This window comes from Halochromatium sp. NSM3 (assembly GCF_059621085.1).
In genome coordinates, this window is record NZ_JCAQIA010000016.1 from 1 (window position 1) to 25,760 (window position 25,760).

The following is a 25,760-nucleotide window of genomic DNA, read 5'->3' on the forward strand; positions in this document are numbered from 1 at the left end:
CTAAACTCTTGGCGCAAGCGGCAGCCCGTTCTCGACGGTCACCTTAAAAGGGCTGTTCAACAGCTCAAACATCAAGATCAACATCAGATGCTGAACCCGTGAAATCAATCTGAAGAACCTTCAGGCTGAAGGGATCAAAAACTTTTTGATGAAAAAATTCCAGTGCAATCTTACTGGCTTTTTGATCAAAAAATCGATTCGTCAAAATCCGTAAAGGTCAGATGAGGCGGCAACAGGTCCGCCGGGTTTTTATCTGAAATCTTTACGTGTGACCGATCCCATGATTCAACCTTATCTTGTCAATTACGCCGTTGCAGCGGAAATGCTTAGCGTGAGTAAGAGGCAGGTGCGTCGTCTTGTTGATCAAGGCGTGATCGAGCGTGTCTATCCCACTCTAAAGACTCCGCGAATCGTTGTTCAGTCGATTGAGCGCTATGTTGATAGCTTGCGCGATCCGGTGTATGATGTCAATAAGGGATCGGCTATGCGTAACTCCAACCCTGGAGTGAAGCAATGGCAAGGCGAAACGACAAGGACGGACTCTACAAGCGGACGGACTCGCAGAAATGGTGGGCAAGCTACACCGACGCAAGCGGCAAAAGGATTAGATGCTCGACTGGCACAGAAACCCGCAAAGAAGCGGAAGCGCTCTTAGCGAAATGGAAGTTACAGGCTCATCAGGAACGTCAGTGGGATGCTCCAGCTCTAGTGACCTTTGAGATGGTGTTGGAGCACTTTCTCAGCGAAAAGGAAAGCAAACGCAGTCACCGTGACGATCTTCTGCATACGAAACGTCTTCGGGCAAGTTTAGCAGGCGAAGATATGCGCTTGTTAACGTCAACCGCTGTTCGTGAACATATTGCTCGCAGGCAGCGTGAAGCGGTTAAAAGCGCAACGATCAACCGGGAGCTGGCGTTACTGTCAGCAGCGATTAATCTGTATAACAGGGATTTTTCAGAAGCGTTGCCGAATCCGACGAAAGGCCGAAAGTTAAAGGAACCGGAGGCTCGGATTCGCTGGATTACAAAGCAAGAAGCGGAAACGCTGATCGCTGAAGCAAAGAAGTCTGTCAAGGCACATTATCTTGCAGACTTCATCCGGCTAGCGCTGAACACGGGTTGCCGGTTACAGGAAATGTTAGGACTGGAGTGGTCACGGGTGGACCTGGAGCATCGGCTGATCTTTCTTGAAGGCCAGCATACGAAAACGGCGAAACGACGTTCTGTGCCGTTGAACAAGGCCGCTTATCAGGCGTTGGTTGCTCGGCAGGCATTCCGTGACGAACACTGCCCTAGCAGCCCTTGGGTGTTCTGTAACAAGGCTGGAGAGCGGATTGCAAGCGTGAAGAAGAGCTTTGCAACGGCTCTTCATGCAGCCAAGATCACGAATTTTCGGATTCATGATCTACGTCACACGTGTGCCGCTTGGTTGACCTCAGCAGGTAGACCGCTAGAGGAAATCCGGGATTTGCTGGGGCATAGCTCGATCACGATGACTGAGAAGTATGCTCACCTTGCCCCGGATAACGTGAGGCGAGCGGTGGATATCCTCGACCGCTAACGTCACGTTTTAGTCACGGTCGATTCTGGGCAACCCCCAGAATCGCCGTAAGTGCTTGAAAAATGGAGCTGGCGGACGGATTCGAACCGACGACCTGCTGATTACAAATCAGCTGCTCTGCCGACTGAGCTACGCCAGCGATGCGCGTGAGGATATCCAGAATCCGAAAGTGTAAGCCAGGTCGGGGCGCGACTCAATGCGTTGAGACTGACAAACTGCCCGCCAGTCAGCCAAAGCGCGCGAGGCCACGCAGAACCAGGTCGGGTTGCAGCTGAACCGGAGCCTTAAACAGCGGGGCGAGGCGCTCGGCATCGCCACCGGTGAGGATCACCCTGGGAGCACGGCCCGTTTCGTGCCCAAGCGTCTCGCGCAATCGCTCGCCAAGGGCGGCCGGTGCATGCAGGCTAGCGGCGGTGATGGCCGGGCCAGTATCCTGTCCCCACTGCGCCGTTTGGTCTTGGGTTTGATGCGGTGGCAAGCGGGTGCCTTGGAGCAGGCTCGTGCGCAGTAGGTTGATGCCAGGCAGGATCTGACCGCCGAGATGGGTGCCGTCGGCAAGCAGCCCGTCGAAGGTGATCGCGGTGCCGGCATCGATAATCAGCGTCCCCCGCTCACGCCCGGTCACATGCTCAGGAGCACATTCGGGTTCGCGGCGCTCGAGCCAATAGGCACCAATCAAGGCGAGAAAACGGTCTACGCCCAAGCGCTGGGGATCGGCGTAAGCGATCCGCACGGCATGTGCCTGTGCTACCGGCTCGATCCGCTGCAGCGGGCATTGCCAATAAGCTGCCACGGTGGCACGCACGGCTTCCAGCACTGGCTCGGGGCCCACGCTGGCAGCCAGTACGCGCTCAACCCGCCCAAGCGCTTCCCAGTTGGCAAGCACATCAATGGGCAGCCCGCTGAAGTGACGCGCGGCGGCCATCGGCCCAAGCGCGGTGCCCTCGAGCAACGCCCACTTGAGGCTGGTGTTGCCGATCTCGATGAGGAGTGTCACGGTCGCCATCCTGCTCAATCCCGGTGTGCGCCCGTCTGCGCGCTCTTATGCGCACTCAGGCTTTTCGTCTTCAGCTCGCCGGCTTCCTGCAGCCAAAGCCGCAGCCGATTGGCATCGCCCATCGGCGTCAGTTTGCCTTGGGCGTTGAGAAAGATGGCGTAGACACGCCGATTCTCGATCACGGCCTGCATCACCAGACAGCGCCCGGCCTCGTTGAGATAACCGGTCTTCGAGAGTTCGACCGTCCAGCGCTCATCGCGGGTGAGTGGATTGGTGTTGCGGTACTGCAGGGGGGGACGGGTGGCATGCGGGCGGAGGCTGGTCTCGCCGGTGGCGGTGATCTCGCGAATCAGCGGGTAACGCGCCGCAGCGTTGAGCAAGCGCACCAGATCCTCGGCGGTGGACTGGTTGCCGCCGTCAAGCCCGCTGGCGTCGGCAAAGGTGGTCTGCTGCATCCCGAGCGCCCTCGCCTTCTCGTTCATGGCGGCGACGAAGGCCGGCGTGCCGCCGGCGAAGGTCGTGCGTCCTAAGGCCGCCGCCGCACGATTGTCGGACGACATCAACGCGGTGTGCAAAAGTTCTAGGCGTGACAGCGTGGCCTCGTCAATGAGCAGCCGCGAGCGGCTCCAACGCAGCCGGTCGCGATCGGCCTCGGTGATGGTGATGCGGTCCTCGAGCGGAACCTCGGCGTCAATTACCACCATGGCCGTCATCAGCTTGGTGATCGAGGCAATTGGTCGGACCTCGGTGGCATTGCGCTCGAACAACCGATTGCCCTCATGATCAATGATCAAGGCCACGCCCGAGTGGATCTCTGGCCCCGCCGCCTGCCCCCCGAGCGCGCAGAGCAGCAGCACAACGAACACAACGAACCTGGATGGACAACGAGAAGGCATCTATAGACAACCCTAGGGGAATCGATTAGAGGCAAGCGCGGATCGCTTAAGAGTATGGCGCAGATTCCACAGATGCAAAAAGGCCCCGCCGAAGCGGGGCCCTTCTATCATCACAACAGCGGCTGCATTAGCCGCAAGGCCAGCGGCAGCCGCGCTGGGTTCAGGGCTTAGCGCTTACATCATGCCCATGCCACCCATGTCGCCCATGCCGCCGCCGCCCGGCATGGATGGCTCGTCCTTCGGCTCCTCGGCCACCATGGCTTCGGTGGTGATCATCAGGGCAGCGATCGACGCGGCATTCTGCAGCGCGGTGCGGGTGACCTTGGTCGGGTCTAGGATACCCATGTCGACCAGGTCGCCGTACTCGCCGGTGGCCGCATTGTAGCCGTAGTTGCCTTCGCCCTCGGCCACCTTGTTCAGCACCACCGATGCTTCGTCACCCGCATTCATGACGATCTGACGCAGCGGCTCTTCCATCGCACGCAGCGCGATCTTGATGCCGGCATCTTGGTCGTGGTTGACACCGGTTAGGGTGCCTCGGATCTTGGTCAGCGTACGCACTAGGGCAACCCCACCGCCGGCAACGATGCCTTCCTCGACGGCCGCACGGGTGGCGTGCAGGGCGTCCTCGACGCGCGCCTTCTTCTCCTTCATCTCGACCTCGGTCGCGGCACCGACCTTGATCACGGCGACACCACCAGCCAGCTTGGCCAGACGCTCTTGGAGCTTTTCACGGTCGTAGTCGGAAGTGGTCTCCTCGACCTGAGCGCGGATCTGATCGCAACGACCCTTGATCTCGGAATCGGAGCCGGCGCCGTCGATGACCGTGGTCTCGTCCTTGCTGATCTGCACGCGCTTGGCCGAGCCCAGCTCGTTCAACGTGGCCTTCTCGAGCGACAGACCGACCTCTTCCGAGATCACGGTACCGCCGGTGAGGATGGCGATATCCTGCAGCATGGCCTTGCGACGATCGCCGAAGCCCGGTGCCTTGACCGCGCAGACCTTGATGATGCCGCGGATCGAGTTCACGACTAGGGTGGCCAGCGCCTCGCCCTCGATGTCCTCGGCGACGATCATCAGCGGACGACCGGCCTTGGCAACCGCCTCGAGCACGGGCAGCAGATCGCGGATGTTCGAGATCTTCTTATCGTGCAGCAGGATGAAGGGGTCTTCCAGCTCAGCGGTCTGGCTCTGCTGGTTGTTGATGAAGTACGGCGACAGGTAGCCGCGGTCGAATTGCATGCCCTCGACGACATCGAGTTCGTTGTGCAGCGACTTGCCTTCTTCAACGGTGATGACACCTTCCTTGCCGACCTTCTCCATCGCCTCGGCGATGATCTCGCCAATCGAGTCGTCGGAGTTGGCGGAGATGGTGCCAACCTGGGCGATCTCCTTGTTGTTGGAGCACGGCTTGGACAGGTTCTTCAGCTCGCTGACCGCAGCCGTGACCGCCTTATCGATACCGCGCTTGAGGTCCATCGGGTTCATGCCGGCAGCAACCGCCTTCATGCCCTCGCGGACCATCGCCTGAGCCAGCACGGTCGCGGTGGTGGTGCCGTCGCCCGCGATATCGCTGGTCTGGGAGGCAACTTCCTTGAGCATCTGCGCGCCCATGTTCTCGAACTTATCGGAAAGCTCGATCTCCTTGGCGACGCTGACGCCGTCCTTGGTGACGGTCGGGGCGCCGAAGGACTTCTCCAGCACTACGTTACGGCCCTTGGGGCCCAGGGTGACCTTCACGGCGTTGGCCAGGATGTTGACACCCTCGACCATACGGTTACGGGCATCTAGGCCGAACTTGACTTCTTTTGCGCTCATCGCGTTGTTTCCTCGAGCAAATCTGTTAAATGCGAATAAATCTTATGAGACGGCGGGCGTGGCTTAGCCTTCGATGACGCCCATGATGTCTTCCTCGCGCATGACGAGGAAGTCATCACCATCGAGCTTGACCTCGGTGCCGGAATACTTGCCGAAGAGCACCTTGTCGCCGACCTTCACGTCGAGGTTGCGGGTGTCGCCGTTGTCCATGATCTTGCCGTTACCAACGGCGATGACCTCGCCCTGGATCGGCTTCTCGGCGGCCGAATCCGGGATCACGATGCCGCCGGCGGAGGTGCGCTCCTCTTCCATGCGACGAACCACGATGCGGTCATGCAAGGGACGAATTTTCATGTGTGGTAGTCCTCAGGGTTGCTGAATAGTTGCGGTAAAAGACCGAGACGGGACGGTGCCCGACGCCGGTGTCGAAGCTATTGGTGCCGTTTACAACCAACCATGGCGGTTGGGTGTTAGCACTCATATCGAGCGAGTGCTAATAATAGGCGGCGCCCGCGCTGTGTCAAGGGGCAGTTGCACTTTCGTGCATGCCGCAACGGCCAATCGGGGCGGAGGCGACCTTAGTCGTCGCGTCGCCAGTCGCCTTCGATGGTTCGGCGCTGCGTCTCCTCCTGGCGCAGGATTGCCTCGCTCTCGACGGGCACGACGCGGATGTACCGGCGAATCAGTGCCTGCCGCAAGACAGGCACCAGCAACGCGAAGCCGACCACATCGGTGATGAATCCCGGCAGCATCAACGCGAAACCGCAGAGCAAAAGCACGGCCCCGTCCAAGAGTTCAAGTGCCGGCGTCTCGCCGCGATCCATGGTCGAGCGTACGCGCATCAGCACTGTCAGGCCCTGCATACGCACTAGATAACCGCCGATCACCGCAGTCAGGATCGACAGCAGGATCGTGGGGAGCGCACCGATGATCGAGCCGACCTGGATCAGGAAGTACAACTCGATCAGCGGCGCCATGACGAAGAGAAGAAGGAAAAGCCACATAAGTCAGGTCTCGCTGGTTGGGCGTTGGTTTGTCGTCGAGCCGACGCTATTTCCCGCAGTTTTGTGCGGATTTCTCCGATTCAAACCACTGCGGCCGCGTCGCTCGGTTTCCGTTAGGCTATGCACCCGTGCGCGGCAAGCGCGCATCGGTGAACAGATCATTTTCCCCTTTTTTCTCACTCATAGTTCAGCTTCTCGGATTCAGCGCCATGGGAACTCACCCCGACCCTGAACAGGTCTATCTCAGCTACTGCACCTGCCCCGATACCGACACGGCTCAGTCGCTGGCGCGAACGCTCGTCGCCGAACATCTCGCCGCCTGCGTCAATGTGCTGCCAGGACTGGTCTCGGTCTATCGCTGGCAGGCACGGATCGAAACCGATACCGAGGTGCTGCTGCTCATCAAAACCACCCAGGCCCGCGTCGCCGCCCTTGCGGCACGGATCGAGACGCTTCATCCCTATGACGTCCCCGAGGTGATCAGCCACCCGATCACTACCGGCAACACGCACTATCTGGATTGGGTCCGCCAATGTACCGCGAACAACCACCACTGACAGGTCTAGGGCGCCATCGGCGCCACGCTCGCCTGAACCACCTCCGGCGTGGCCTCGGTTTTCTGCTGCTCCTCCTCGGGCTCGGGCTCGCCCTGCCCATGGCCAGCACGGCCGAGGATGACTTCCTGCAACCGGATCAGGCGTTCCGCATCAGCGGCGCGGCTGAAAGCCCGGAACAGATCAGCGTGAGCTGGGAGATCGAGCCCGGTTATTACCTGTATGGCGCCAAGTTCCGCTTCGAGAGCAAGACGCCGGGGGTCGAACTCGGCCCGGCCGAACTGCCGCCCGCAGAGACCAAGGATGATCCGTTCTTCGGCGAGGTGACGATCTACCGCGACCGCGTCGAGGCCAAGCTGGCGCTCCAGCGCGACGCAGAGGCCGGCGAAGAGGTACGTCTCGAAGTCCAGTCACAAGGCTGCGCCGACGCCGGGTTCTGCTACCCGCCACAGCGCCAGCGCCTAGCGCTGGCGCTGCCGCGCCTCGCCGCCGTTGAAGAGGCCGCGCCCCAGTCGCTCGGTTTCGGCTTCGAGGACGACATCCTCCCGGCCGAAGAGGCGTTCCAGCTCGATGCCCGCGTCGAAGATCCTCAAACCCTCGCATTACGCTGGCGCATCGCGCCCGAGACCTATCTCTACGAAGAGAAGATCGAACTCAGGCTCGAGGATGCCGAGGGCGTGCGGCTCGGCCGCTATGAACTGCCACCGGCCGAGATCAAGTCCGAGACCGTGCGCCCCGACGGCACGATTGGCGATGTGGCCATCTATCATGGCGATGTCGAACTCAGCGTGCCGCTGCTGCGCGGCAGTGAGGAGGCAACCGAGATCACCTTGGTCGCCACCTACCAGGGCTGCGCCGATCGCGGCATCTGCTACCCGCCCGTCACCGATCGGCGGCGGCTCGCGCTACCGCCAGCGGTGACCACGGTCGCCCTCACAGAGACCGACCCAAACGATCCAAAACCGGCCAGCCAGAGCACGGATGCGAGCGCATCGGCGGCGCCGGAGCGCGTCTCGGAGCAGGATCAGATCGCCGCGCGCCTCGCCGATACTGGCATCTTTGGCGCCATGACCATCTTCTTCGTGCTCGGCCTGCTGCTTTCGTTCACGCCCTGCGTGTTCCCGATGATCCCGATCCTCTCCGGCATCATCGCCGGCCAGGGCGACAGCCTCACCACGCGCAAGGCCTTCTTCCTCTCGCTCGCCTATGTGCTGGCGATGGCGCTCACCTATGCCATCGTTGGCGTCATTGCCGGGCTGTTCGGCGCCAATCTGCAGGCCACCTTCCAGAATGCTTGGGTGCTCGGCGCCTTCGCCGCCATCTTCGTCGCGCTCTCGCTGTCGATGTTCGGCTTCTACGACTTGCAATTGCCGAGCAGCGTCCAGACCAAGCTCACCCAGCTCAGCAATAAGCAGCAGGGCGGCACCCTCACCGGCGCGGCGATCATGGGCGCGCTCTCGGCGCTGATCGTCGGCCCCTGCGTGGCGCCGCCGCTGATGGGCGCGCTGATCTTCATCGGCAAGACTGGCGATGCGGTGCTCGGCTTCTTCGCCCTGCTCGGCCTCGGTCTCGGCATGGGCGCGCCCTTGCTCGCCATCGGCACCTCGGCCGGCAAGCTGCTGCCACGCGCCGGCGCTTGGATGGATGCGGTCAAGGCGGTGTTCGGGGTGCTGCTGCTGGCGGTGGCCGTGCTACTGGTCGAGCGGGTCATCCCGGCCGCCTTCGCGATGGTGCTCTGGGGTCTGTTGTTGATCAGCTCCGGTGTCTACCTCGGCGCCCTCACCCAACATGGGCCGGAGGCCAGCGGCTGGTCCAAACTGTGGAAGTCGCTCGGCGTCGCCCTGCTACTCTATGGCGTGCTGATGCTGATCGGCGCTGCCGCCGGTGGCAAGGACACCATCCAACCGCTGCGCGGCCTGGCGCCAGCGGTGGGCGGACAAGGGGCGGTGGCCGCGCATCCGCCGTTCGAGCCCATCAAGACCGTGACCGACCTGGATCAGGCGGTGGCCGAGGCTCAGGCCCAGGGCAAGCCGGTGATGCTCGACTTCTACGCCGATTGGTGCGTGTCCTGTAAGGAGATGGAGCGCTACACCTTCCCGGACCCGGCCGTGCAACAGGCGATGGAGCGCTATGTGCTGCTCCAGGCCGATGTCACCGCCAACGATGCCGCCGATAAAGCGCTGATGCAGGAGCGCTTCGGCATCCCTGGGCCACCGGCGATGTTGTTCTTCGACGCCGAGGGGCAGGAGCAGCGCGGTTGGCGCTTGGTCGGTTTCGTGCCGGCCGAGGAGTTCGCCGCGCACCTGAACGGGTTCGACCAGTGAAGGCCGCCAAGGTTCTCGCTGTCACGGTGTTGGCCGGATCGGTCAGCATCGGGCTGGCGCTGTTTGGCGAGCGCTGGTTCGATCGCGATGAATACTCGGCCGAGCAGCGCCGCAGCGGCGCCCTTCAGGGCGTGCTCGACACCCTCCCCGACCTGCAGCTCTCGGACCTCCAGGGCCATGAGATCAACAGCAGTCGCTGGGCGGGCAAGGTGGTGGTACTGAATTTCTGGGCTACCTGGTGCCCACCCTGCGTGCGTGAGATGCCGTTGCTCGATGAGTGGCAGCAGGTCCATGGCAACCAGGGGCTTCAGGTGGTGGGGATCGCCATCGACCGCGCGGACGAAGTATCCACTTTTCTTGATGACCACCCAGTACGCTATCCGATCTTGCTCGGCGGCTTGGATAGCGTCGCCCTCGCGCGGGGGCTCGGAAATCGCACCGGTGGGCTGCCCTTCACGGTGGTCTTCGATGCCCTCGGGCGGCGCGTTTTCAGCTACCTCGGCGAACTCGATGCCGCCCTGCTCGAGAGCGAGGTCGAACCGCTACTGCCCGGCAACGGCTGATCGCCAGGTGCCAAGCGCCAGGTGCAAGTTGAGCACCAGCCGGGGCACGCGCCAGTCGAGTAGCAGCCGAGTACCGGCCGGGCGCCAGCCAGAACAGCCTGTAACAGGCATCCAACAGCGTCGATCCCGTGGTCTTCGCCGACGAGAAGGCGATAACGCCTTTGTAAATTGGCGCCTGATGCCGTACCCTGTCGGCTGACAATCCAAGAATGCCTGAACGACCCTGTTTTCGACGGTTCGCTGCCGATAGACGCGTTTTCGCCCGCTGTTATGGCCAAGATCCTTTGCTTGAATGGACCGAACCTGAACCTGCTCGGCACACGCGAGCCCGACATCTACGGGCACCACGGGTTAGAGCACATCGGTGAGGCACTCGTTGCGAGCGCTGACGCCGCAGGCCATGAGCTGCGGATGGTTCAGAGCAATGCCGAGCATGCGCTGATCGATGCGATCCACTGCGCGGGCAGCGAAGGCGTCGCCTTCATCCTGTTCAATCCAGCGGCCTTCACCCATACCAGCATCGCGCTGCGAGACGCGCTGCTGGCGGTGCGCATCCCGTTCATCGAACTGCACCTGTCCAACGTGCATGCGCGCGAGCCGTTCCGAGCCCATTCATACTTCTCGGATATCGCCGAGGGCGTCATCAGCGGGCTGGGGACACAGAGCTACAGCCTGGCGCTGACGGCGGCCCTGGCTCGGCTCGGCACGGCCCGCTGAGAGCGGCATTCAGGCACATAAGCATCCATCCACGGCGAGAAGAATACCTGTCATGGACATCCGCAAGGTCAAAAAGCTGATCGAATTGCTCGATGAGTCGAACGTCGCCGAGATCGAGATTCACGAGGGCGAAGAATCCGTGCGCATCAGCCGCCATGGCAGTGGAGCACCCCAGTTCATGATGCCGGCGGCGGCACCAGCCCCTGGCACCGGCATGGGCGCTGCGGCACCCGTGCCGGTGCCACCGAGCAGCCCCGAGATCGACGACGCCTGCATCGCGCGCTCGCCGATGGTCGGCACCTTCTATCGGTCCCCTTCGCCCGGCGCCAAGGCATTCGTCGAGGAGGGCCAGGAAGTCAAGGTCGGCGATATCCTCTGCATCATCGAGGCGATGAAGATCCTCAACCAGATCGAGTCCGAGCGGGCCGGCGTGGTCAAGAAGATCATGGTGGAGAACGGTCAGCCCGTCGAATATAACCAACCGCTGTTCGTGGTCGAATGATCGAGAAGATCCTCATTGCCAATCGCGGCGAGATCGCGCTGCGCATCCAGCGCGCCTGCCGTGAGCTCGGCATCAAGACCGTCGCCGTGCATTCCGTCGCCGATCGTGATCTCAAGCATGTGCTGCTGGCCGATGAATCGGTCTGTATCGGCCCGGCGCAATCGCGCGACAGCTATCTGCACATCCCGGCGATCATCAGCGCGGCCGAGGTCACCGACACCGTCGCCATTCATCCAGGCTACGGTTTTCTCTCGGAGAATGCCGATTTCGCCGAGCGCGTCGAGCGCTCTGGCTTTGTGTTCATCGGCCCGAAGCCGGATACCATTCGACTCATGGGGGACAAGGTCTCGGCGATCCGCGCCATGAAGCAGGCCGGCGTGCCTTGCGTGCCTGGCTCCGATGGTCCGCTCGACGATGACGCCAAGCATACGTTGCAGCTCGCGCGCGAGATCGGTTATCCCGTCATCATCAAGGCCGCCGGTGGCGGCGGCGGGCGCGGCATGCGCGTGGTGCATTCGGATGCGACCCTGCTGAACGCGATCTCGCTGACCAAGGCCGAGGCTGGCGCGGCCTTCGGCAACGATGTCGTCTACATGGAAAAGTACCTGGAAAATCCGCGTCATGTGGAGTTCCAGGTGCTGGCCGACAGCTACGGCAACGCCATCCATCTGTGCGAGCGTGACTGCTCGATGCAGCGCCGCCATCAGAAGGTAATCGAAGAAGCGCCAGCCCCAGGTATCACGCCCGAGCAGCGCGAGCGCATCGGTCGGCGCTGCGCCGAGGCCTGCAGCACCCTCGGCTACCGCGGACTCGGCACCTTCGAGTTCCTCTATCAAGACGAGGAGTTCTACTTCATCGAGATGAACACGCGGGTGCAGGTCGAGCACCCGGTGACCGAGATGATCACCGGTGTCGACTTGATCAAGGAGCAGATCCTCGTCGCCGGCGGTGAGCGCCTGCGCTATCGCCAGGACGATATCGTAGCGCGCGGCCATGCGATCGAATGCCGGCTCAATGCCGAACATCCAGAGACCTTCATGCCGAGCCCGGGGCGGATCGAGGAGTTCCACGCCCCGGGCGGCCCCGGCGTGCGCATCGATACCCATATCTATGCCGGCTATGTGGTCCCGCCCTACTACGATTCGATGATCGGCAAACTCATTGCGCACGGCGAAGACCGAGAGGCGGCGCTGGCGCGGATGACCAACGCCCTGCGCGAGACCATCATCGAGGGCATCAATACCAATATCCCGCTGCATCGGCAGTTGTTGAAGGACGCGGCCTTCCAACAGGGCGGTATCAATATCCACTATCTCGAAAAGAAGCTCGGTCTCTGACCGCTGCGTTGCTGACATCGCCCATGGCCTGGATCGAACTCGAACTGCTGGCGGACCGTGACAACGCACCGTTGCTTGAGGCCGCGCTGGAGAACGCCGGCGCGCTCGCGGTGACCCTGGACGAGGGCGGCGGCGATGGCCTCGATGATGTCCTAGAGCCGGCACCGGGCGCGACACCACTCTGGCGGCAACTGCGCATCACGGCCCTGTTCGAGGATGATCCAACCGGCAGTATGCGGGCCGAGGCATCAGCCGAGGCGCTGGCCACCCAATGCCTCGTGCCACCGACGCTGCATCGGCTCGATGACCGCCCTTGGGAACGCGTCTGGCTCGAGGATCTGCATCCGCAACGGTTCGGGGAGCGGCTCTGGGTCTGTCCGCGCGGCCAGCGCGTCGACGCGCCCGACGCCGTCATCATCGATCTCGACCCCGGGCTCGCCTTTGGCACCGGTCATCACGCGACCACCGCGCTCTGCCTCGAATGGCTCGATCGCGCGCCGCTCGCTGGCCACACCCTGATCGATGTTGGCTGCGGCTCCGGCATCCTCGCCATCGCCGCGCTCAAGCTCGGCGCGGCTAGGGCCATCGCCATCGATCATGATCCGCAAGCCTTGGAGGCGACGCTCGAAAACGCTGCGGCCAATGCCGTCGCTGATCGCCTGAGCGTCCACCCGCCCGAGCAGATGCCGCTGGAAGCGGCCGATCTGCTGGTCGCGAATATCCTCGCCGGCCCCCTGGTCGAACTCGCGCCGACCCTGGCGCGACTGACCAAGCCGGCGGGGCGGCTCGCCCTCTCCGGCATCCTCGCGCATCAGGCCGAGGCCATCAGCAACGCCTATAGCGCCGATTTCGCGCTCGAGCCGCCGCTCGAGCGCGAGGGCTGGCTCCTGATCAGTGGTCGGCGACGGAGTGTCGGCTAAGCCCGCGCTGGACAAGACCGCCGCTCAGGCCGCCAAGCTCCTAGCGCCGTTGCAGATCGGTTCGGTCAGCATCCCCAATCGGCTGCTCCTAGCGCCGATGGCCGGCGTCACCGATCAACCCTTTCGCACCCTCTGTCGAGCCCTCGGCGCCGGCCTCGCGGTGTCCGAGATGGTCTCCGCCAATCCCGCATTGCGCGGCACCCGCAAGAGCCGCGAGCGTCGCGATCACCAAGGCGAGCCCAGTCCCATCGCGGTGCAGATCGCCGGCGCCGATCCGCAACAGATGGCCGAAGCCGCGCGCGTTAACGTCGACTGCGGCGCCGAGCTGATCGATATCAATCTCGGCTGCCCGGCGAGGAAGGTGTGCAAGATTGCCGCCGGCTCGGCGCTGTTGCGCGATGAGGTGCTGGTCGGGCGCATCCTCGAGGCGGTGGTGCGCGCCGTCGATGTACCGGTGACGCTGAAGACGCGCACCGGCTGGTCAGCGCACACGCGCAATCTGCCACGCATCGCCGCCATCGCCGAGGCCAGCGGGATCAGCCTCATCAGCGTGCACGGGCGCACCCGCGCTTGCGGCTATCGCGGCGAGGCCGAATTCGAGAGCCTGGCCGGCATCCGCGATCAGTGCGCGCTGCCGTTGGTGGCCAATGGCGACATCGACGGTCCGGCCAAGGCGCTGCAGGTGCTGAACGCGACCGGCGCCGATGCTATTATGATCGGACGTGCCGCGCTCGGCCGGCCGTGGATCTTCGGTGCCATGGCGACGGCGCTACGCGCCATCGCCGGCCCTGAGCACTGGCCCAGCAGCAGACCCAGCGATACGCCCTCGGCCCCGACCCGCGAGGTGCCAAGCGCACCTTCGCCCGCTTGGATCGGGGCGATCTTGATGGAGCATCTGGATCGGCTCTACCGTTTTTACGGCGAGCCGCGTGGCGTATTGATCGCACGCAAGCACATCGGCTGGTACCTGCGCGCGCTCGGCTCCGGGAATGGTTCCCAAAATGACACAGGGGTCAAGCATTGGCGGTCGCGTTTGATGGCGGCTACGGCGGCGGCGGAGCAACAGGCGCTGCTGCGCGAATACTTTCAACAGGACGCCGACGCGGCCACAGAGCGCGCCTGCGCGGCATCATCCCGAACTGGCGGGAGCCATTGAATGAATGATGGAAAAGGCTTTGCGGTGCCGGAAGCGGAGTCGCACCGCACTGAGCTGCTGCGCGAATGCGTGCTCGGCGCCATACGCAGTTACCTCGACAGCATGGGCAATCATGAGATCCATGGACTTTATCGCTTGGTCATGAACGAGGTCGAGCAGCCGCTGATCGAGGCCGTGCTCGAGCACACCAAGGGCAACCAATCCGCAGCTGCGGCGATCCTGGGCATCAGCCGTGGCACCCTGCGCAAGAAACTCAACCATAGCGCCGACTCACCTTAGCCGCGCGCCTGTGGCGGCGAGTGCGAGCCGCACTTGGAGAACGATGAATGAAACCAATCAAACGGGCGCTGATCAGCGTCTCCGACAAGACCGGCATCGCCACCTTCGCCGCCGCATTGAACAAGCAGGGTGTGGAGATCCTCTCCACCGGCGGCACGGCCCGGCTGCTCATCGAGCAGGATGTGCCGGTGATCGAGGTCGCCGAATACACCGGCTTCCCGGAGATGATGGACGGGCGCGTGAAGACCCTGCATCCGCGCATCCATGGCGGCATCCTCGGGCGCCGTGGCGAGGATGATCAGGTCATGCGCGAGAACGAGATTCGGCCGATCGATCTGGTGGTGGTGAATCTCTATCCGTTCGAGGACACCGTCGCCCGCCCCGGTTGCGACCTGCCAACTGCGATTGAGCACATCGATATCGGCGGGCCGACGCTGATCCGCGCTGCGGCCAAGAACTACCGCGATGTCAGCGTGGTCTGCGATCCGGCTGATTATCAGCGCGTACTCGACGCCATGGCCGCGAACGGCGGTGCGGTCGATGACCAGACCCGCTTCGATCTGGCGGTGCGCGCGTTCGAACACACAGCCCATTACGACGGCGCCATCGCCAACTATTTGGGCGCGATCATCGAGCATCCGGAGGGTCAGGCCGAGGGCCAGACCGAGCATCTACCGCGCACCTTCAACATGCAGTTCCGCAAGCGCCAAGCCCTGCGCTACGGCGAAAACCCGCATCAGACCGCCGCCTTCTATGTTGGGCGTGGCGGCTGCGAGGCGAGCGTTGCTGCGGCTGAGCAGCTTCAGGGCAAGGAGCTGAGCTACAACAACATCGCCGATACCGACGCCGCGCTCGAATGCGTGAAGCAGTTCGACGAGGCGCCGGCCTGCGTGATCGTCAAACACGCCAACCCCTGTGGCGTTGCGCTCGGCGAGCACCTGCTCGACGCCTATGAGCGCGCCTTTCGCACCGATCCGGAATCGGCCTTCGGCGGCATCATCGCCTTCAACCGGCGACTTGATGGCGAGACTGCGGCGGCCATCGTCGCGCGCCAGTTCGTCGAGGTGATCATCGCCCCGGAGATCAGCGACGACGCCATTACCGCAGTCGCGACGAAGAAGAATGTGCGCCTGCTGAGCTGTGGTCCCTGGCCGGCCGGGCGTCAGCGCTATCGCGACTTCAAGCGCGTGCGCGGCGGACTCTTGGTGCAAGAGGCCGACCTGGAGCTGAACAGCGCGATCAAGACCGTGACCAAGCGTGAGCCAACCGAGGCGGAGCGCCAAGACCTGCTGTTCGGTTGGCGGGTGGCCAAGTTCGTCAAATCCAACGCCATCGTCTATGCCCGCGACGGCATGACCATTGGCGTCGGTGCTGGCCAGATGAGCCGCATCAACTCGGCCCGCATCGCCAGCATCAAGGCCGAACAGGCTGGATTGGAGGTGAACGGCGCGGTGCTGGCATCCGATGCTTTCTTCCCGTTCCGCGATGGGCTCGATCAAGCCGCAGCGGCCGGTATCCGCGCCGTCATCCAGCCCGGCGGGTCAATGCGCGACGACGAGGTCATCGCCGCCGCCGACGAGCACGAGATCGCCATGCTGTTCACCGGCATGCGCCATTTCCGGCACTAATCCCGACCAACGAGCACGGAGTCCGGACTCAACCGATGGCGGCACACCCCAGCGCGATCATCGAGGACGGCGCCGAGATCCATCCGAGCGCCGAGATCGGTCCCTGGTCGCTGATCGAGGCGGGCGCCGTGATCGGCGCCGAGTGCCGCATCGAGAGCTGCGTACGCATCTACAGCGGCACCCGGCTCGGCCCGCGCAATCGCGTCTGTCATGGCGCCACGCTCGGCAGCGAACCGCAGGATCTGAGCTTCACGCCGGAGCGTGCGCGGCCGTTGGTCATCGGCAGCGACAACTGCTTTCGCGAATGCGTCAACATCAGCTGTGGGATCAAAAGCGACCGGGGCACGCGCATCGGCAGCCGCAACTATTTCATGGCCTACAGCCATGCCGGCCATGACTGCCTCGTCGGCGACGATAATATCTTCGCGAATACCGCGACACTGGCCGGGCATGTGGAATTGGCACACCACTGCTTCGTCTCGGGACAGGTCGCCGTGCATCAATTCGCCCGTATCGGCGCCTACACCATGATCGGCGGTCTCACTGGCGTCACCAAGGATCTCCCGCCCTTCGTACTCGCCAACGGCCAGCGTGCGGTCATCGTCGGCCTGAATCTGGTGGGACTGAAGCGCCATGGCTTTTCATCCGAGCAGCGTGCCCGCATCAAGGCCGTGTATCGAGTCATCTTCCGCTCCGGACGCCGGTTGGCGGACGGGCTCGCCGAGGCCCAGCAGCGCTATCCGAGCGACGACACCGATGAGATCATCGCGTTCATCCGCGCCTCCGAGCGCGGCGTCACCGGTTTCGGTTGACCGACTTGCGGCTTCTCCCCTGCTCTCACACCCGAAGACCAGCACCATGGATCATTACCAAAACGACGCACGCTACCAGATCGAGGTCCAAGCACTGACGCGCTATCTCCCGGAGCAATCCGATCCGGACGGCGGCCGTTTCACCTTTGCCTACACCATCACCATCAGCAACACCGGCGCGGTTCCAGCAAAGCTGTTGAACCGCCATTGGATCGTCACCGATGCCAACGGCAAGACCCAGGAGGTGCGGGGTGCCGGCGTGGTTGGCGAGCAACCCTATCTGCAGCCGGGGGAGCGCTTCGAGTACACCAGCGGTACCCAGATCGCGACGCCACTCGGCAGCATGCATGGGAGCTACGACATGATCGCCGATGACGGCACCCGCTTCGATGCCGTCATCCGTCCGTTCTCGCTCGGTGATCGCAGCGCCTTGCACTAACGATCGCGCATCCACGCCCACTCGAACTCATGTCCACTTACGCTATCGGCGACATCCAGGGCTGTTACGACGAGCTGCGGCGCCTACTCGATAAGGCGGGCTTCGATCCGACCGAGGACAGACTCTGGTGTGTCGGCGATCTGGTCAATCGCGGCCCGGACTCGCTCGCGGTGGTGCGCTGGATCAAGGCCCTTGGCGAGCGGGCGGTGGTCGTACTCGGGAATCACGATCTGCATCTGCTCGCGGTCGCGCTCGCCGACGCCAGTTTGAGCAAGAAGGATACGCTGGATGCAATCCTCGCCGCGCCGGACCGCGATGAGCTGCTGCATTGGCTGCGCCATCGACCGCTCCTGCATCACAGCGAGAAGAAGGGATACACCATGATCCATGCGGGACTGCCGCCGCAGTGGGATCTAGCCCAAGCGCGGGCCCGCGCGCGCGAACTCGAAGCGGTGCTGCAAGGGCCAAACCATCTCGCCTTCCTGCAACAGATGTACGGCAACGAACCGAGCCGTTGGAGCGATGAACTCGCTGGCATGGATCGGCTGCGCTTCATTACCAACTGCTTCACCCGCCTGCGCTGGTGCACGGCCGACGGCGAGCTGCTGCTCAAGGAGAAAGGCGGTCTCGAGCAGGCCCCACCTCATGCCCTACCCTGGTTTAGCGCGCCAGGCCGGCGCACGCGCGACGACCGACTCCTGTTTGGTCATTGGTCGACCATCGGCTTCCTCGCCGAGAACAACTGCTGGGCGCTCGATAGCGGCTGCCTTTGGGGTGGCCGGCTCAGCGCGGTCCGGGTGCGGCGCAAGAAGCCCTTGAAGCTGATCGAACTCGACTGCGCCGGCTATCAGGCGCCGGGTTGAGGTCTGAGGGCGAGCGACCCGCTTCAAGCGCCAAGGCCCGCAGCACGCTCTAGCGTCACGAAATCGAGGTCATAAGGATTCGCGGCATCGCGCGGGCGGTGTCGGCACGCGGTCTCTCGCCACTCTGACGTCGACCACACCGGGAAGCGGGTGTCGCCGTCGATCTCAGCATCGATCAGGGTCAACAGCATGCGATTGGCGAGCGGCAGGAAGGCCCGATAGATGCTGGCACCGCCGACGATCATCACCTCGGGCGCCGCAGCGGCTTGCTCCAACGCCCTCTCGGGAGAACTCGCGGTCTCGGCTTGCGTGAGCACCCGTCGAAATCCAGGATCGGCCGAGATGACGATGTGACGCCGTCGCGGCAGCAGGCCTGGTAGAGATTCCCAAGTCCGCCGGCCCATGATGATGGGCTTGTCCAGCGTCTGGCGCTTGAAGTGCGTGAGATCGGCGGGCAGATGCCAGGGCATGGCATTGTCCCGGCCGATGACGCGCCCACGCGCCATCGCCGCGATGAGGGTGATCTCAGGACGGAGATTAGACAGACACACTCGCAGCCGCGCTCGAGCGTGTCACCAGCGAGGGCGCGCTCCAGAGCCGCTCCAGGCTGTAGAAGTCGCGCACCTTGGGCAGCATCAGATGCACCACCACTCCATTCAGATCGACCAGCGCCCATTCGCCCTCCTGCACCCCTTCGGTGCCGAGCGGGGCCTCGCCGGCCTCCTTGGCCTTGTAAGCGACCGTCTCGGCGATGGCCTTGACGTGCCGATCCGAAGTGCCAGAGGCGACGATCATGTAATCGGTCACCGAGGTCTTGCCGCGCACATCCATCACGCTGATGTCACGGGCCTTCATGTCGTTCAGGACCTCAACCACGAGGTCTTTCAAGTGCTCTAGCTGCATTAACGATCCTCTTAGGGCGCGTTCTCTTTGGGGGATAGGCTCGGGAATGGGCGCGATGACCGCCACGGCCTCATGACGACGGCGATGCGATCCCAAGGCAAGCGTGTTAGTCAGACCGAGGCCTGTTGAACAGCATAGCAACTGTGTTCGCGGGCCATCGTCAAGACGGCATCTGGCAGCAGATAGCGCGGGCTCATCCCCTGCGCGAGCAGCCGGCGGATGCGGGTCGCCGAGATGTCGAGTTGCGTCACCGTTTGGAAATAGATATGCCCCGCAGCTTGGCTACGCAAGGCTGCAGGATCATCGGTGCGGCGTTGCTCGACCTGATCGCGCAACCAGCCATCCCGCGCGGCCGGGGCGCCCGGGCGCTGCATCACGATCAGATGCGCGCGTTCGAGGATATCCAGTGGTCGGTGCCAATCCGACAGTCCCTCGAAGGCATCGGCGCCGACCAACAGACAGAGCGGCGCCGTCGCACCGAACTCCTCGCGGAACGAGCGCAGCGTGTCGATCGTGTACGAAGGGCCGCTGCGGGTCAGCTCCCTATCGTCGGCCATCAAGAGCGGCTCATCGCGGATTGCCGTCCGCAGCATCGCCATGCGCTGCGCCGGCGAGGCGATCGGTTGTCGCCGATGCACGGCGGCGGCCAGCGGCAGCAGGCGCAGTTGCGAGAGGTTCAGATGCTGGATCACATCCAGCGCCACGCGCAGATGGCCGTGGTGCACGGGATCGAAGGTGCCACCGAACAGGCCGATCATCGACCGTCAGCGGCCTCAATGCCGAGATGATTGGCATTGACGAGAGAGCGACCGATCACGCCGTCGCTATTTGTCACTCTGGCGCTACTCACGGATTTGACCATCGCCAAGCACCACGAACTTCTGTGAAGTCAGCCCCTCGAGCCCGACCGGCCCCCGCGCGTGGAACTTGTCGGTGCTGATGCCGATCTCGGCGCCGAGCCCGTACTCGAAGCCATCTGCAAAGCGGGTCGAGGCATTGACCATCACCGAGCTGGAATCGACCTCGCGCAGGAAGCGCCGGGCGCGGCTGTAGTCCTCGGTGACGATGGTATCGGTGTGGTGCGAGCCGTGGGCCTCGATGTGCTCAATCGCCGTGTCCATGCCGGAGACCACCCGCACCGAGAGAATCGGTGCCAGGTACTCGGCGCCCCAGTCGGCATCGGTCGCCGGGCGCGCGTCGGCGAGGATCTCGCGGGTGCGCTCACAGCCGCGAATCTCGACCCCTTTGGCACCGAGCGCCGTGCCGATGCGCGAGAGCAGCGGCCGCGCGACCGCCTCGGCCACTAGCAGGGTCTCCATGGTGTTGCAGGTGCCATAGCGCTGCGTCTTCGCGTTCACCGCGATTGCCACTGCCTTGTCGGGATCGGCCTTGTCGTCGATATAGACATGGCAGACACCATCGAGATGCTTGATCACCGGCACCCGCGCCTCGCGACTGATGCGCTCGATCAGCCCCTTGCCGCCGCGCGGGATGATGACATCAATGTGTTCGGGATGGCTGATCATGGCGCCGACCGCAGCCCGGTCGGTGGTGGCGATCACCTGCACGCCGTCGGTCGGCAGGCCAGCAATCCGCAACCCGCGCTGGATGCTCGCGGCGATAGTCTGATTGGATTGAAAGGCCTCGGAGCCACCGCGCAGCACCGTTGCGTTGCCGGCCTTGAGGCAGAGCGCGGCGGCATCGGCGGTGACGTTTGGGCGCGACTCGTAGATGATGCCGATGACGCCGAGCGGTACCCGCATGCGCCCGACCTGGATACCGGAAGGGCGATAGTCCAAATCCGTGATGGCGCCAATCGGATCGGGCAGCGCGGCAACCTGTTCGAGCCCGGCGATCATGGCGTCGATGCGCGCTGGCGTTAGTTCCAAGCGATCAAGCAAGGCCGCGTCTAGCCCCTTCGCCGCGCCGGCCTCGAGGTCGGCGGCATTAGCCGCAGCCAAGCTCTCGCGGTGGCCGTCGAGATCAGCCGCGATCGCCATCAGCGCGGCATTCTTGGCGCCGGTCTCGGCGCGCGCCATGGCCCGCGCTGCGGCGCGGGCACGACGCCCGACATCCGCGACATAGGCGGCCACCTCTGTGATCTTGGTCTCGGTCTTCATGGGAGTGCGGAGGCGAGTTGAATGCGCGGCAGTGCGCAAAACCCGATAGTCTAACAATGTTTCACGCGCTCGCCAGCTACAATCCGCGCTTCCGAGGGCGCGGCGGCGAGCCCCTCGGCGATGGCGCCGAGCAGTTTCCAGGGCTCGCCGGTCGCGCGTCCCTTGATGGCCAGATCGGCCTCGGCGCAGCAGGTCACCAGCGCCCAGAGGTGCGCGAGCGGTAACCGTTCCAGGGCCGCCATCACCACTGAGCGGCGCGACTCCCAGACCTGATGCGCCTTGAGCAACGGACCCAGTGGCTGGCGTTTGGCACGCGCGAAGGCGAGCGCGGCCAGCTTGCGCACCTCGCGCGCCAGCGCCCAGAGAACCAGCGGCTCGGCGGTGCCCTCGGCCCGCAGCACCTCGAGCACCCGTGCAACCCGGGCGCGATCACCGTCGAGCGCGGCATCGGCGAGATCGAACACCCCATAGCGGGCGCTGTCCGCCACCGCCGCCAGCAGGCCCTCGGCGTCGAGCGGACCTGGCTCCAGCGCCAACGCCAGTTTAGTGATTTCCTGATCGGCAGCCAGCAGGTTGCCCTCGACCCGCTCGGCCAGCAGGGCTAGCGCCTCGGCACTGGGGACGAAGCCGGCGCGACGCAGGCGCCCCTCGAGCCATTGGCTGAGCTGGCGCCCCTGGGGTTCGCGCACCTGCACGACCACGCCGACCCGCTCGATGGCCTGTACCCATTTCGCCTTCAGGCTCTTCCAGTCGAGCCCCGGGGCGAGGATCAAGAGCAGCACATCCGCGCTCGACGGCTCCACGCAGTGGCGGATGGCCTCCGAGCCCTCGCGCCCGACCGCATCGGCCTTGCTGCCGGCCTTGGGCGCGGCGACACGGAGTTCGATCATGCGCCGCTCGGCGAACAGCGAGAGCGAGCCGAATGCACCGGCGAGAGACGACCAGGCGAACTCCGGCCCAGTCTCCAGCACTTCGCGCTCGCTGAAACCGCGCTGACGCGCGGCGGCGCGCACGGCAGCGGCGGTCTCGCCGAGCTGTAGCGGCTCATTGCCGACGAGCAGATAGACCGGCGCTAGCCCTTGGGCGAGGCGTTGGTCGAGCTGAGCGGGAGCGATCGGCATACCGACTATCGAACGCTGCGGGCGGCCAGCGCGGCGCGCAACCGCAGCAGTATCTGATCGGCGGCATCGCTGGCCAAATCCTGATAGATGATGTCCGATTCCAGTTGCTTGCCCAACACGGCCACATCGGGGTTGTCGTCAAAGGTGCGCTCCAGCGTCAGGTGCTGCGGTGGGATCAGCGGCTCGCCCGCCGCATCCACGGCGTCGAACCGAACCTGGAGTTCGAGCGCAAAGGCCAGCGCCTTGCCACCGCGATCCACCGCCACGACCCGCGAGCTGCGGGACTGATCGAGGATGCGCAGGATCAACCCGGCGTCGTTTGCGACCGGGGTAACGGGCACTCCACTGCCCCGCAAACGATCGTCGACGGCCTGCCCGACCAAACCGCCCGTCTGGAGATAGACCGGCTCCAGCCCCGACGGGATATCGACGATGCCGCGCAGGCGATAACCGCAGCCAGCCATCAGCGACATGCAGACCAGGCTGAGCAGCAGCATTGCCCATTGCGGCCGAGATTGCCACCAGCGAAGCGAACATCGCCTGCTCATTTGGCGACCAGATTCACGAGCTTGTTCGGCACCACGATGACCTTGCGCACCGTCGCCTCGCCGATGAAGCGCTGCGCATTCTCATTGGCCAGCGCGATCGCTTCCACTTCGGGGCGCTCAGCTGTGGCCGGCACCTCGATCTTGCCGCGCACCTTGCCGTTCACTTGCACCACATAGGTGATCCGATCCTGCGCCAGCGCGTCTTCATCGACCACCGGCCAGGGCGAGTGCAGGATGTCCTCGCCGAGGTCGAGTTCGCGCCACAGATGATGGGTGATGTGCGGCGCGATCGGCGCCAGCAGACGCAGCGCGATGCTCAGCCCTTCGCGGCGCAGCGCCTGCGCTGGGGCGCTCTCATCGAGTTTCGACAGGGTGTTGACGATGGTCATGCAAGCCGAGACGACGGTATTGAACTGCTGGCGCTCGTAGTCGAACAGCGCCTTCTTCAGTGCCGTATGCACCTCGCGGCGAGCGTCGCTCAGCGCGTCATCGAGCGCTTGCGCCGTGCCCCCAGCCATGGCCCCTGCGACTTGACCATCAGTGGCCGCAGTAACGGCCCGCATCCCATCAGCATGGGTCGCAGCCAGGGTCCAGAGCCGCTTGAGGAAGCGATAGGCACCCTCGACGCCCTCGTCGTTCCATTCCAGCGACTGATCCGGCGGCGAGGTGAACATCACATAGAGGCGCACCGTGTCGACCCCGTAGCGCTCGATCATCGCCTCCGGGTCGACGCCGTTGTTCTTCGATTTCGACATCTTCTCGATGCCGCCGAAGTGCACCGGCTGCCCGTCGGCCTTGAGCAGCGCGCCGACCACTCGGCCCTTGTCGTCGCGCTCGACCTCGACATCGGCCGGATTGAACCACTCGCGCCGGCCCTCCGCATCTTCGCGATACCAGGTCTCGGCGACCACCATGCCCTGGGTCAGCAGTCGGGCGAAGGGCTCGTCGCCGTCGACCAGGCCCTCGTCGCGCAGCAGCTTGTGGAAGAAGCGCGCGTAGAGCAGATGCAAGACCGCATGCTCGATGCCGCCGATGTACTGATCCACCGGCAGCCAGTACTTGGCGCGTTCGTCGAGCATCGCTGAATCGCAGCCGGGCGAGCAGTAGCGCGCGTAGTACCAGCTCGATTCGACGAAGGTATCGAAGGTGTCGGTTTCGCGGGTTTCGCCGTTGGGCAGCTCGGAGAAGGCCGGCAGTTTCTTCAGCGGCGAGCCGGAGCCGTCGACGAACAGATCGTCGGGCAGGCGCACCGGCAGCTCGGTCTCGGGGCGCACCTCGCCCTCGGCGGTGCGCACCACCGGTATCGGGCAGCCCCAGTAGCGCTGGCGCGAGACGCCCCAATCGCGCAGCCGGAAGTTGACCTGACGACCGCCCTTGCCATGGGTCTCGAGCCAGTCGGCGACGGCGTCGAAGGCCTCCTCCGAGGTCAACTCATCGAAGGGGTCGGAGTCGTGCAAGATGCCTTTCTCGGTGAAGGCGTGCGTGTCGATGCCGAACTCCTCGCCCTCGGCGGCGAACACCACCTGGCGCTTCGGTATCCCGTAACGCTCGGCGAACTCCCAGTCGCGCTGATCGTGCGCCGGCACCGCCATCACCGCGCCGGTGCCATAGCTCATGAGGACGAAGTTGGCGGCGAAGATCGGCACCCGTTGGCCGGTAATCGGATGCAGGGCATCGATACCGAGGCGGTGGCCCTTCTTCTCCATGGTCTCGAGTTCGGCCTCGGAGATCCCGCCTTGGCGGCACTCGTCGATGAAGGCGGCCAGCTCGGGATTGTCCTGAGCCGCGCGCTGGGCGAGCGGATGCTCGGCGGCGACGGCGACATAGGTCACGCCCATCACCGTATCCGGCCGGGTGGTGAAGATGTCGAGCGTCTCGTGTCGATGATCGGCGCTGTCACGACCGGCGTTGCTGTCACTGCCGGCGATGCCGAAGCGCATGTGCACGCCCTCGGAACGACCGATCCAGTTGCGCTGCATCGCCCGCACCCGCTCCGGCCAGCCGTCGAGGCCGTCGAGCGAATCCAGCAGCTCCTGCGCATAAGCGGTGATGCGGATGAACCACTGCTCGATCTCGCGCTTCTCGACCAACGCGCCGGAGCGCCAGCCGCGACCGTCGATCACCTGCTCGTTGGCGAGCACGGTCTGATCGACCGGATCCCAGTTCACCGTCGCGGTGGCGCGGTAGGCCAGGCCCTTCTCCATCAGGCGGGTGAACAACCACTGCTCCCAGCGGTAGTAATCGACATCGCAGGTGGCCAGTTCGCGCGCCCAGTCGTAACCGAAGCCAAGGCGCTTGAGCTGCTCCTTCATCGCCGCGATGTTCTCGCGCGTCCATGTCGACGGCGGGATGCCATGCTTGATGGCGGCGTTCTCGGCCGGCAGCCCGAAGGCATCCCAGCCCATCGGCTGCAACACATTCTTGCCGAGCATGCGCTGATGACGCGCGATCACATCGCCGATGGTGTAGTTGCGCACATGTCCCATGTGCAACCGCCCCGAGGGGTACGGGAACATCGACAGGCAGTAGAACTTCTCACGGGAGGGGTCCTCGACGGCCTTGAAGGCCTGCGTGGTCTCCCAATGGCGCTGCGCCTCCTGTTCGATGGCGCGCGGCTCGTACTCGGTCTGGATCATGGTTGGGCTGATCGGGTTGATGGTCGGGGATCGGCAATGCCGCACGCTCGAGTGCGCTTGCCC

Annotated in this window: 26 protein-coding genes and 1 tRNA gene; 14 read left to right on the top strand and 13 right to left on the bottom strand. The window is 64.1% G+C overall.

Going from position 1 to position 25,760, the window contains the following annotated elements:
• The first annotated feature begins 513 nt into the window (after window positions 1–513).
• Window positions 514–1,560 (top strand): tyrosine-type recombinase/integrase, encoded by a 1,047-nt coding sequence (locus tag AC54T3_RS08510; protein WP_496623979.1) that lies wholly within the window; start codon window positions 514–516, stop codon window positions 1,558–1,560.
• A gap of 63 nt (window positions 1,561–1,623) precedes the next feature.
• On the opposite strand, the gene AC54T3_RS08515 is transcribed toward AC54T3_RS08510, so the two are convergent.
• The 6 genes from AC54T3_RS08515 to AC54T3_RS08540 all read right to left on the bottom strand — a co-directional run bounded on the left by AC54T3_RS08515 (window position 1,624) and on the right by AC54T3_RS08540 (window position 6,275).
• Window positions 1,624–1,699: transfer RNA gene (locus AC54T3_RS08515), tRNA-Thr, on the bottom strand.
• A gap of 87 nt (window positions 1,700–1,786) precedes the next feature.
• On the bottom strand, window positions 1,787–2,557 hold the full coding sequence (locus AC54T3_RS08520) for a type III pantothenate kinase (protein WP_496623980.1): 771 nt from the start codon (window positions 2,555–2,557) through the stop codon (window positions 1,787–1,789).
• A gap of 14 nt (window positions 2,558–2,571) precedes the next feature.
• Window positions 2,572–3,423, bottom strand: coding sequence for a serine hydrolase (locus tag AC54T3_RS08525; RefSeq protein ID WP_496623981.1), 852 nt, complete (start codon window positions 3,421–3,423; stop codon window positions 2,572–2,574).
• A 204-nt stretch (window positions 3,424–3,627) separates the two neighbouring features.
• Window positions 3,628–5,271, bottom strand: coding sequence for a chaperonin GroEL (gene groL, locus AC54T3_RS08530; protein WP_496623982.1), 1,644 nt, complete (start codon window positions 5,269–5,271; stop codon window positions 3,628–3,630).
• A gap of 63 nt (window positions 5,272–5,334) precedes the next feature.
• Complete coding sequence (gene groES, locus AC54T3_RS08535; protein WP_496623984.1) at window positions 5,335–5,625, bottom strand: co-chaperone GroES; 291 nt, start codon at window positions 5,623–5,625, stop codon at window positions 5,335–5,337.
• A 224-nt stretch (window positions 5,626–5,849) separates the two neighbouring features.
• Window positions 5,850–6,275: an FxsA family protein gene (locus tag AC54T3_RS08540; RefSeq protein ID WP_496623985.1), complete on the bottom strand. Its 426-nt coding sequence runs from the start codon at window positions 6,273–6,275 to the stop codon at window positions 5,850–5,852.
• Between the two features lie 209 nt (window positions 6,276–6,484).
• Between AC54T3_RS08540 and cutA the strand changes: the two genes are divergently transcribed.
• The 13 genes from cutA (at window position 6,485) to AC54T3_RS08605 (ending at window position 18,369) form a co-directional block, all read left to right on the top strand.
• Window positions 6,485–6,832: a divalent-cation tolerance protein CutA gene (gene cutA, locus AC54T3_RS08545; RefSeq protein ID WP_496623986.1), complete on the top strand. Its 348-nt coding sequence runs from the start codon at window positions 6,485–6,487 to the stop codon at window positions 6,830–6,832.
• Complete coding sequence (locus AC54T3_RS08550) at window positions 6,808–9,153, top strand: protein-disulfide reductase DsbD (RefSeq protein WP_496623987.1); 2,346 nt, start codon at window positions 6,808–6,810, stop codon at window positions 9,151–9,153. Before cutA ends, AC54T3_RS08550 begins: the two co-directional genes overlap by 25 nt.
• On the top strand, window positions 9,150–9,716 hold the full coding sequence (locus AC54T3_RS08555) for a TlpA family protein disulfide reductase (protein WP_496623988.1): 567 nt from the start codon (window positions 9,150–9,152) through the stop codon (window positions 9,714–9,716). The genes AC54T3_RS08550 and AC54T3_RS08555 overlap by 4 nt, the downstream gene beginning before the upstream one ends.
• A 270-nt stretch (window positions 9,717–9,986) precedes the next feature.
• Window positions 9,987–10,433 carry a type II 3-dehydroquinate dehydratase gene (gene aroQ / locus AC54T3_RS08560; protein ID WP_496623989.1) on the top strand — a complete coding sequence of 149 codons (447 nt, stop codon included), beginning with the start codon at window positions 9,987–9,989 and terminating at the stop codon, window positions 10,431–10,433.
• Between the two features lie 52 nt (window positions 10,434–10,485).
• Complete coding sequence (gene accB, locus AC54T3_RS08565) at window positions 10,486–10,935, top strand: acetyl-CoA carboxylase biotin carboxyl carrier protein (protein ID WP_496623990.1); 450 nt, start codon at window positions 10,486–10,488, stop codon at window positions 10,933–10,935.
• Window positions 10,932–12,272: an acetyl-CoA carboxylase biotin carboxylase subunit gene (gene accC / locus AC54T3_RS08570; RefSeq protein ID WP_496623992.1), complete on the top strand. Its 1,341-nt coding sequence runs from the start codon at window positions 10,932–10,934 to the stop codon at window positions 12,270–12,272. Before accB ends, accC begins: the two co-directional genes overlap by 4 nt.
• A gap of 23 nt (window positions 12,273–12,295) precedes the next feature.
• Complete coding sequence (gene prmA / locus AC54T3_RS08575) at window positions 12,296–13,192, top strand: 50S ribosomal protein L11 methyltransferase (protein WP_496623994.1); 897 nt, start codon at window positions 12,296–12,298, stop codon at window positions 13,190–13,192.
• A gap of 97 nt (window positions 13,193–13,289) precedes the next feature.
• Window positions 13,290–14,348: a tRNA dihydrouridine synthase gene (locus AC54T3_RS08580; RefSeq protein ID WP_496624100.1), complete on the top strand. Its 1,059-nt coding sequence runs from the start codon at window positions 13,290–13,292 to the stop codon at window positions 14,346–14,348.
• Window positions 14,349–14,627 carry a helix-turn-helix domain-containing protein gene (locus tag AC54T3_RS08585; protein WP_496623996.1) on the top strand — a complete coding sequence of 93 codons (279 nt, stop codon included), beginning with the start codon at window positions 14,349–14,351 and terminating at the stop codon, window positions 14,625–14,627.
• 47 nt (window positions 14,628–14,674) lie between these two features.
• Window positions 14,675–16,255, top strand: coding sequence for a bifunctional phosphoribosylaminoimidazolecarboxamide formyltransferase/IMP cyclohydrolase (purH, locus tag AC54T3_RS08590; protein ID WP_496623998.1), 1,581 nt, complete (start codon window positions 14,675–14,677; stop codon window positions 16,253–16,255).
• A 35-nt stretch (window positions 16,256–16,290) separates the two neighbouring features.
• Window positions 16,291–17,067 (top strand): acyl-ACP--UDP-N-acetylglucosamine O-acyltransferase, encoded by a 777-nt coding sequence (lpxA, locus tag AC54T3_RS08595; RefSeq protein WP_496624000.1) that lies wholly within the window; start codon window positions 16,291–16,293, stop codon window positions 17,065–17,067.
• Window positions 17,068–17,113: 46 nt separating this feature from the next.
• Window positions 17,114–17,506, top strand: coding sequence for a Co2+/Mg2+ efflux facilitator ApaG/CorD (apaG, locus tag AC54T3_RS08600; RefSeq protein WP_496624002.1), 393 nt, complete (start codon window positions 17,114–17,116; stop codon window positions 17,504–17,506).
• A 29-nt stretch (window positions 17,507–17,535) separates the two neighbouring features.
• The gene (locus AC54T3_RS08605; protein WP_496624004.1) at window positions 17,536–18,369 is read left to right on the top strand and encodes a symmetrical bis(5'-nucleosyl)-tetraphosphatase; all 834 of its coding nucleotides are present in this window, start codon (window positions 17,536–17,538) and stop codon (window positions 18,367–18,369) included.
• 23 nt (window positions 18,370–18,392) lie between these two features.
• Here the strand turns inward: AC54T3_RS08605 and AC54T3_RS08610 are convergent, their stop codons facing one another.
• The 7 genes from AC54T3_RS08610 to leuS form a co-directional block, all read right to left on the bottom strand.
• Complete coding sequence (locus tag AC54T3_RS08610; protein WP_496624005.1) at window positions 18,393–18,920, bottom strand: dihydrofolate reductase; 528 nt, start codon at window positions 18,918–18,920, stop codon at window positions 18,393–18,395.
• A complete protein-coding gene (gene rsfS / locus AC54T3_RS08615; protein WP_496624007.1) occupies window positions 18,907–19,272 on the bottom strand; it encodes a ribosome silencing factor in 366 nt (121 codons plus the stop codon). The genes AC54T3_RS08610 and rsfS overlap by 14 nt, the downstream gene beginning before the upstream one ends.
• Window positions 19,273–19,382: 110 nt before the next feature.
• Complete coding sequence (gene nadD / locus AC54T3_RS08620; RefSeq protein ID WP_496624008.1) at window positions 19,383–20,030, bottom strand: nicotinate-nucleotide adenylyltransferase; 648 nt, start codon at window positions 20,028–20,030, stop codon at window positions 19,383–19,385.
• Window positions 20,031–20,114: 84 nt separating this feature from the next.
• Entirely contained in the window at window positions 20,115–21,392 is a 1,278-nt protein-coding gene (locus AC54T3_RS08625; RefSeq protein ID WP_496624009.1) for a glutamate-5-semialdehyde dehydrogenase, read from the bottom strand.
• A gap of 50 nt (window positions 21,393–21,442) precedes the next feature.
• Window positions 21,443–22,513: a DNA polymerase III subunit delta gene (holA, locus tag AC54T3_RS08630; protein ID WP_496624010.1), complete on the bottom strand. Its 1,071-nt coding sequence runs from the start codon at window positions 22,511–22,513 to the stop codon at window positions 21,443–21,445.
• Between the two features lie 5 nt (window positions 22,514–22,518).
• The gene (locus AC54T3_RS08635) at window positions 22,519–23,010 is read right to left on the bottom strand and encodes an LPS-assembly lipoprotein LptE (RefSeq protein WP_496624012.1); all 492 of its coding nucleotides are present in this window, start codon (window positions 23,008–23,010) and stop codon (window positions 22,519–22,521) included.
• Window positions 23,011–23,057: 47 nt separating this feature from the next.
• Entirely contained in the window at window positions 23,058–25,694 is a 2,637-nt protein-coding gene (leuS, locus tag AC54T3_RS08640) for a leucine--tRNA ligase (protein WP_496624101.1), read from the bottom strand.
• Window positions 25,695–25,760 lie beyond the last annotated feature (66 nt).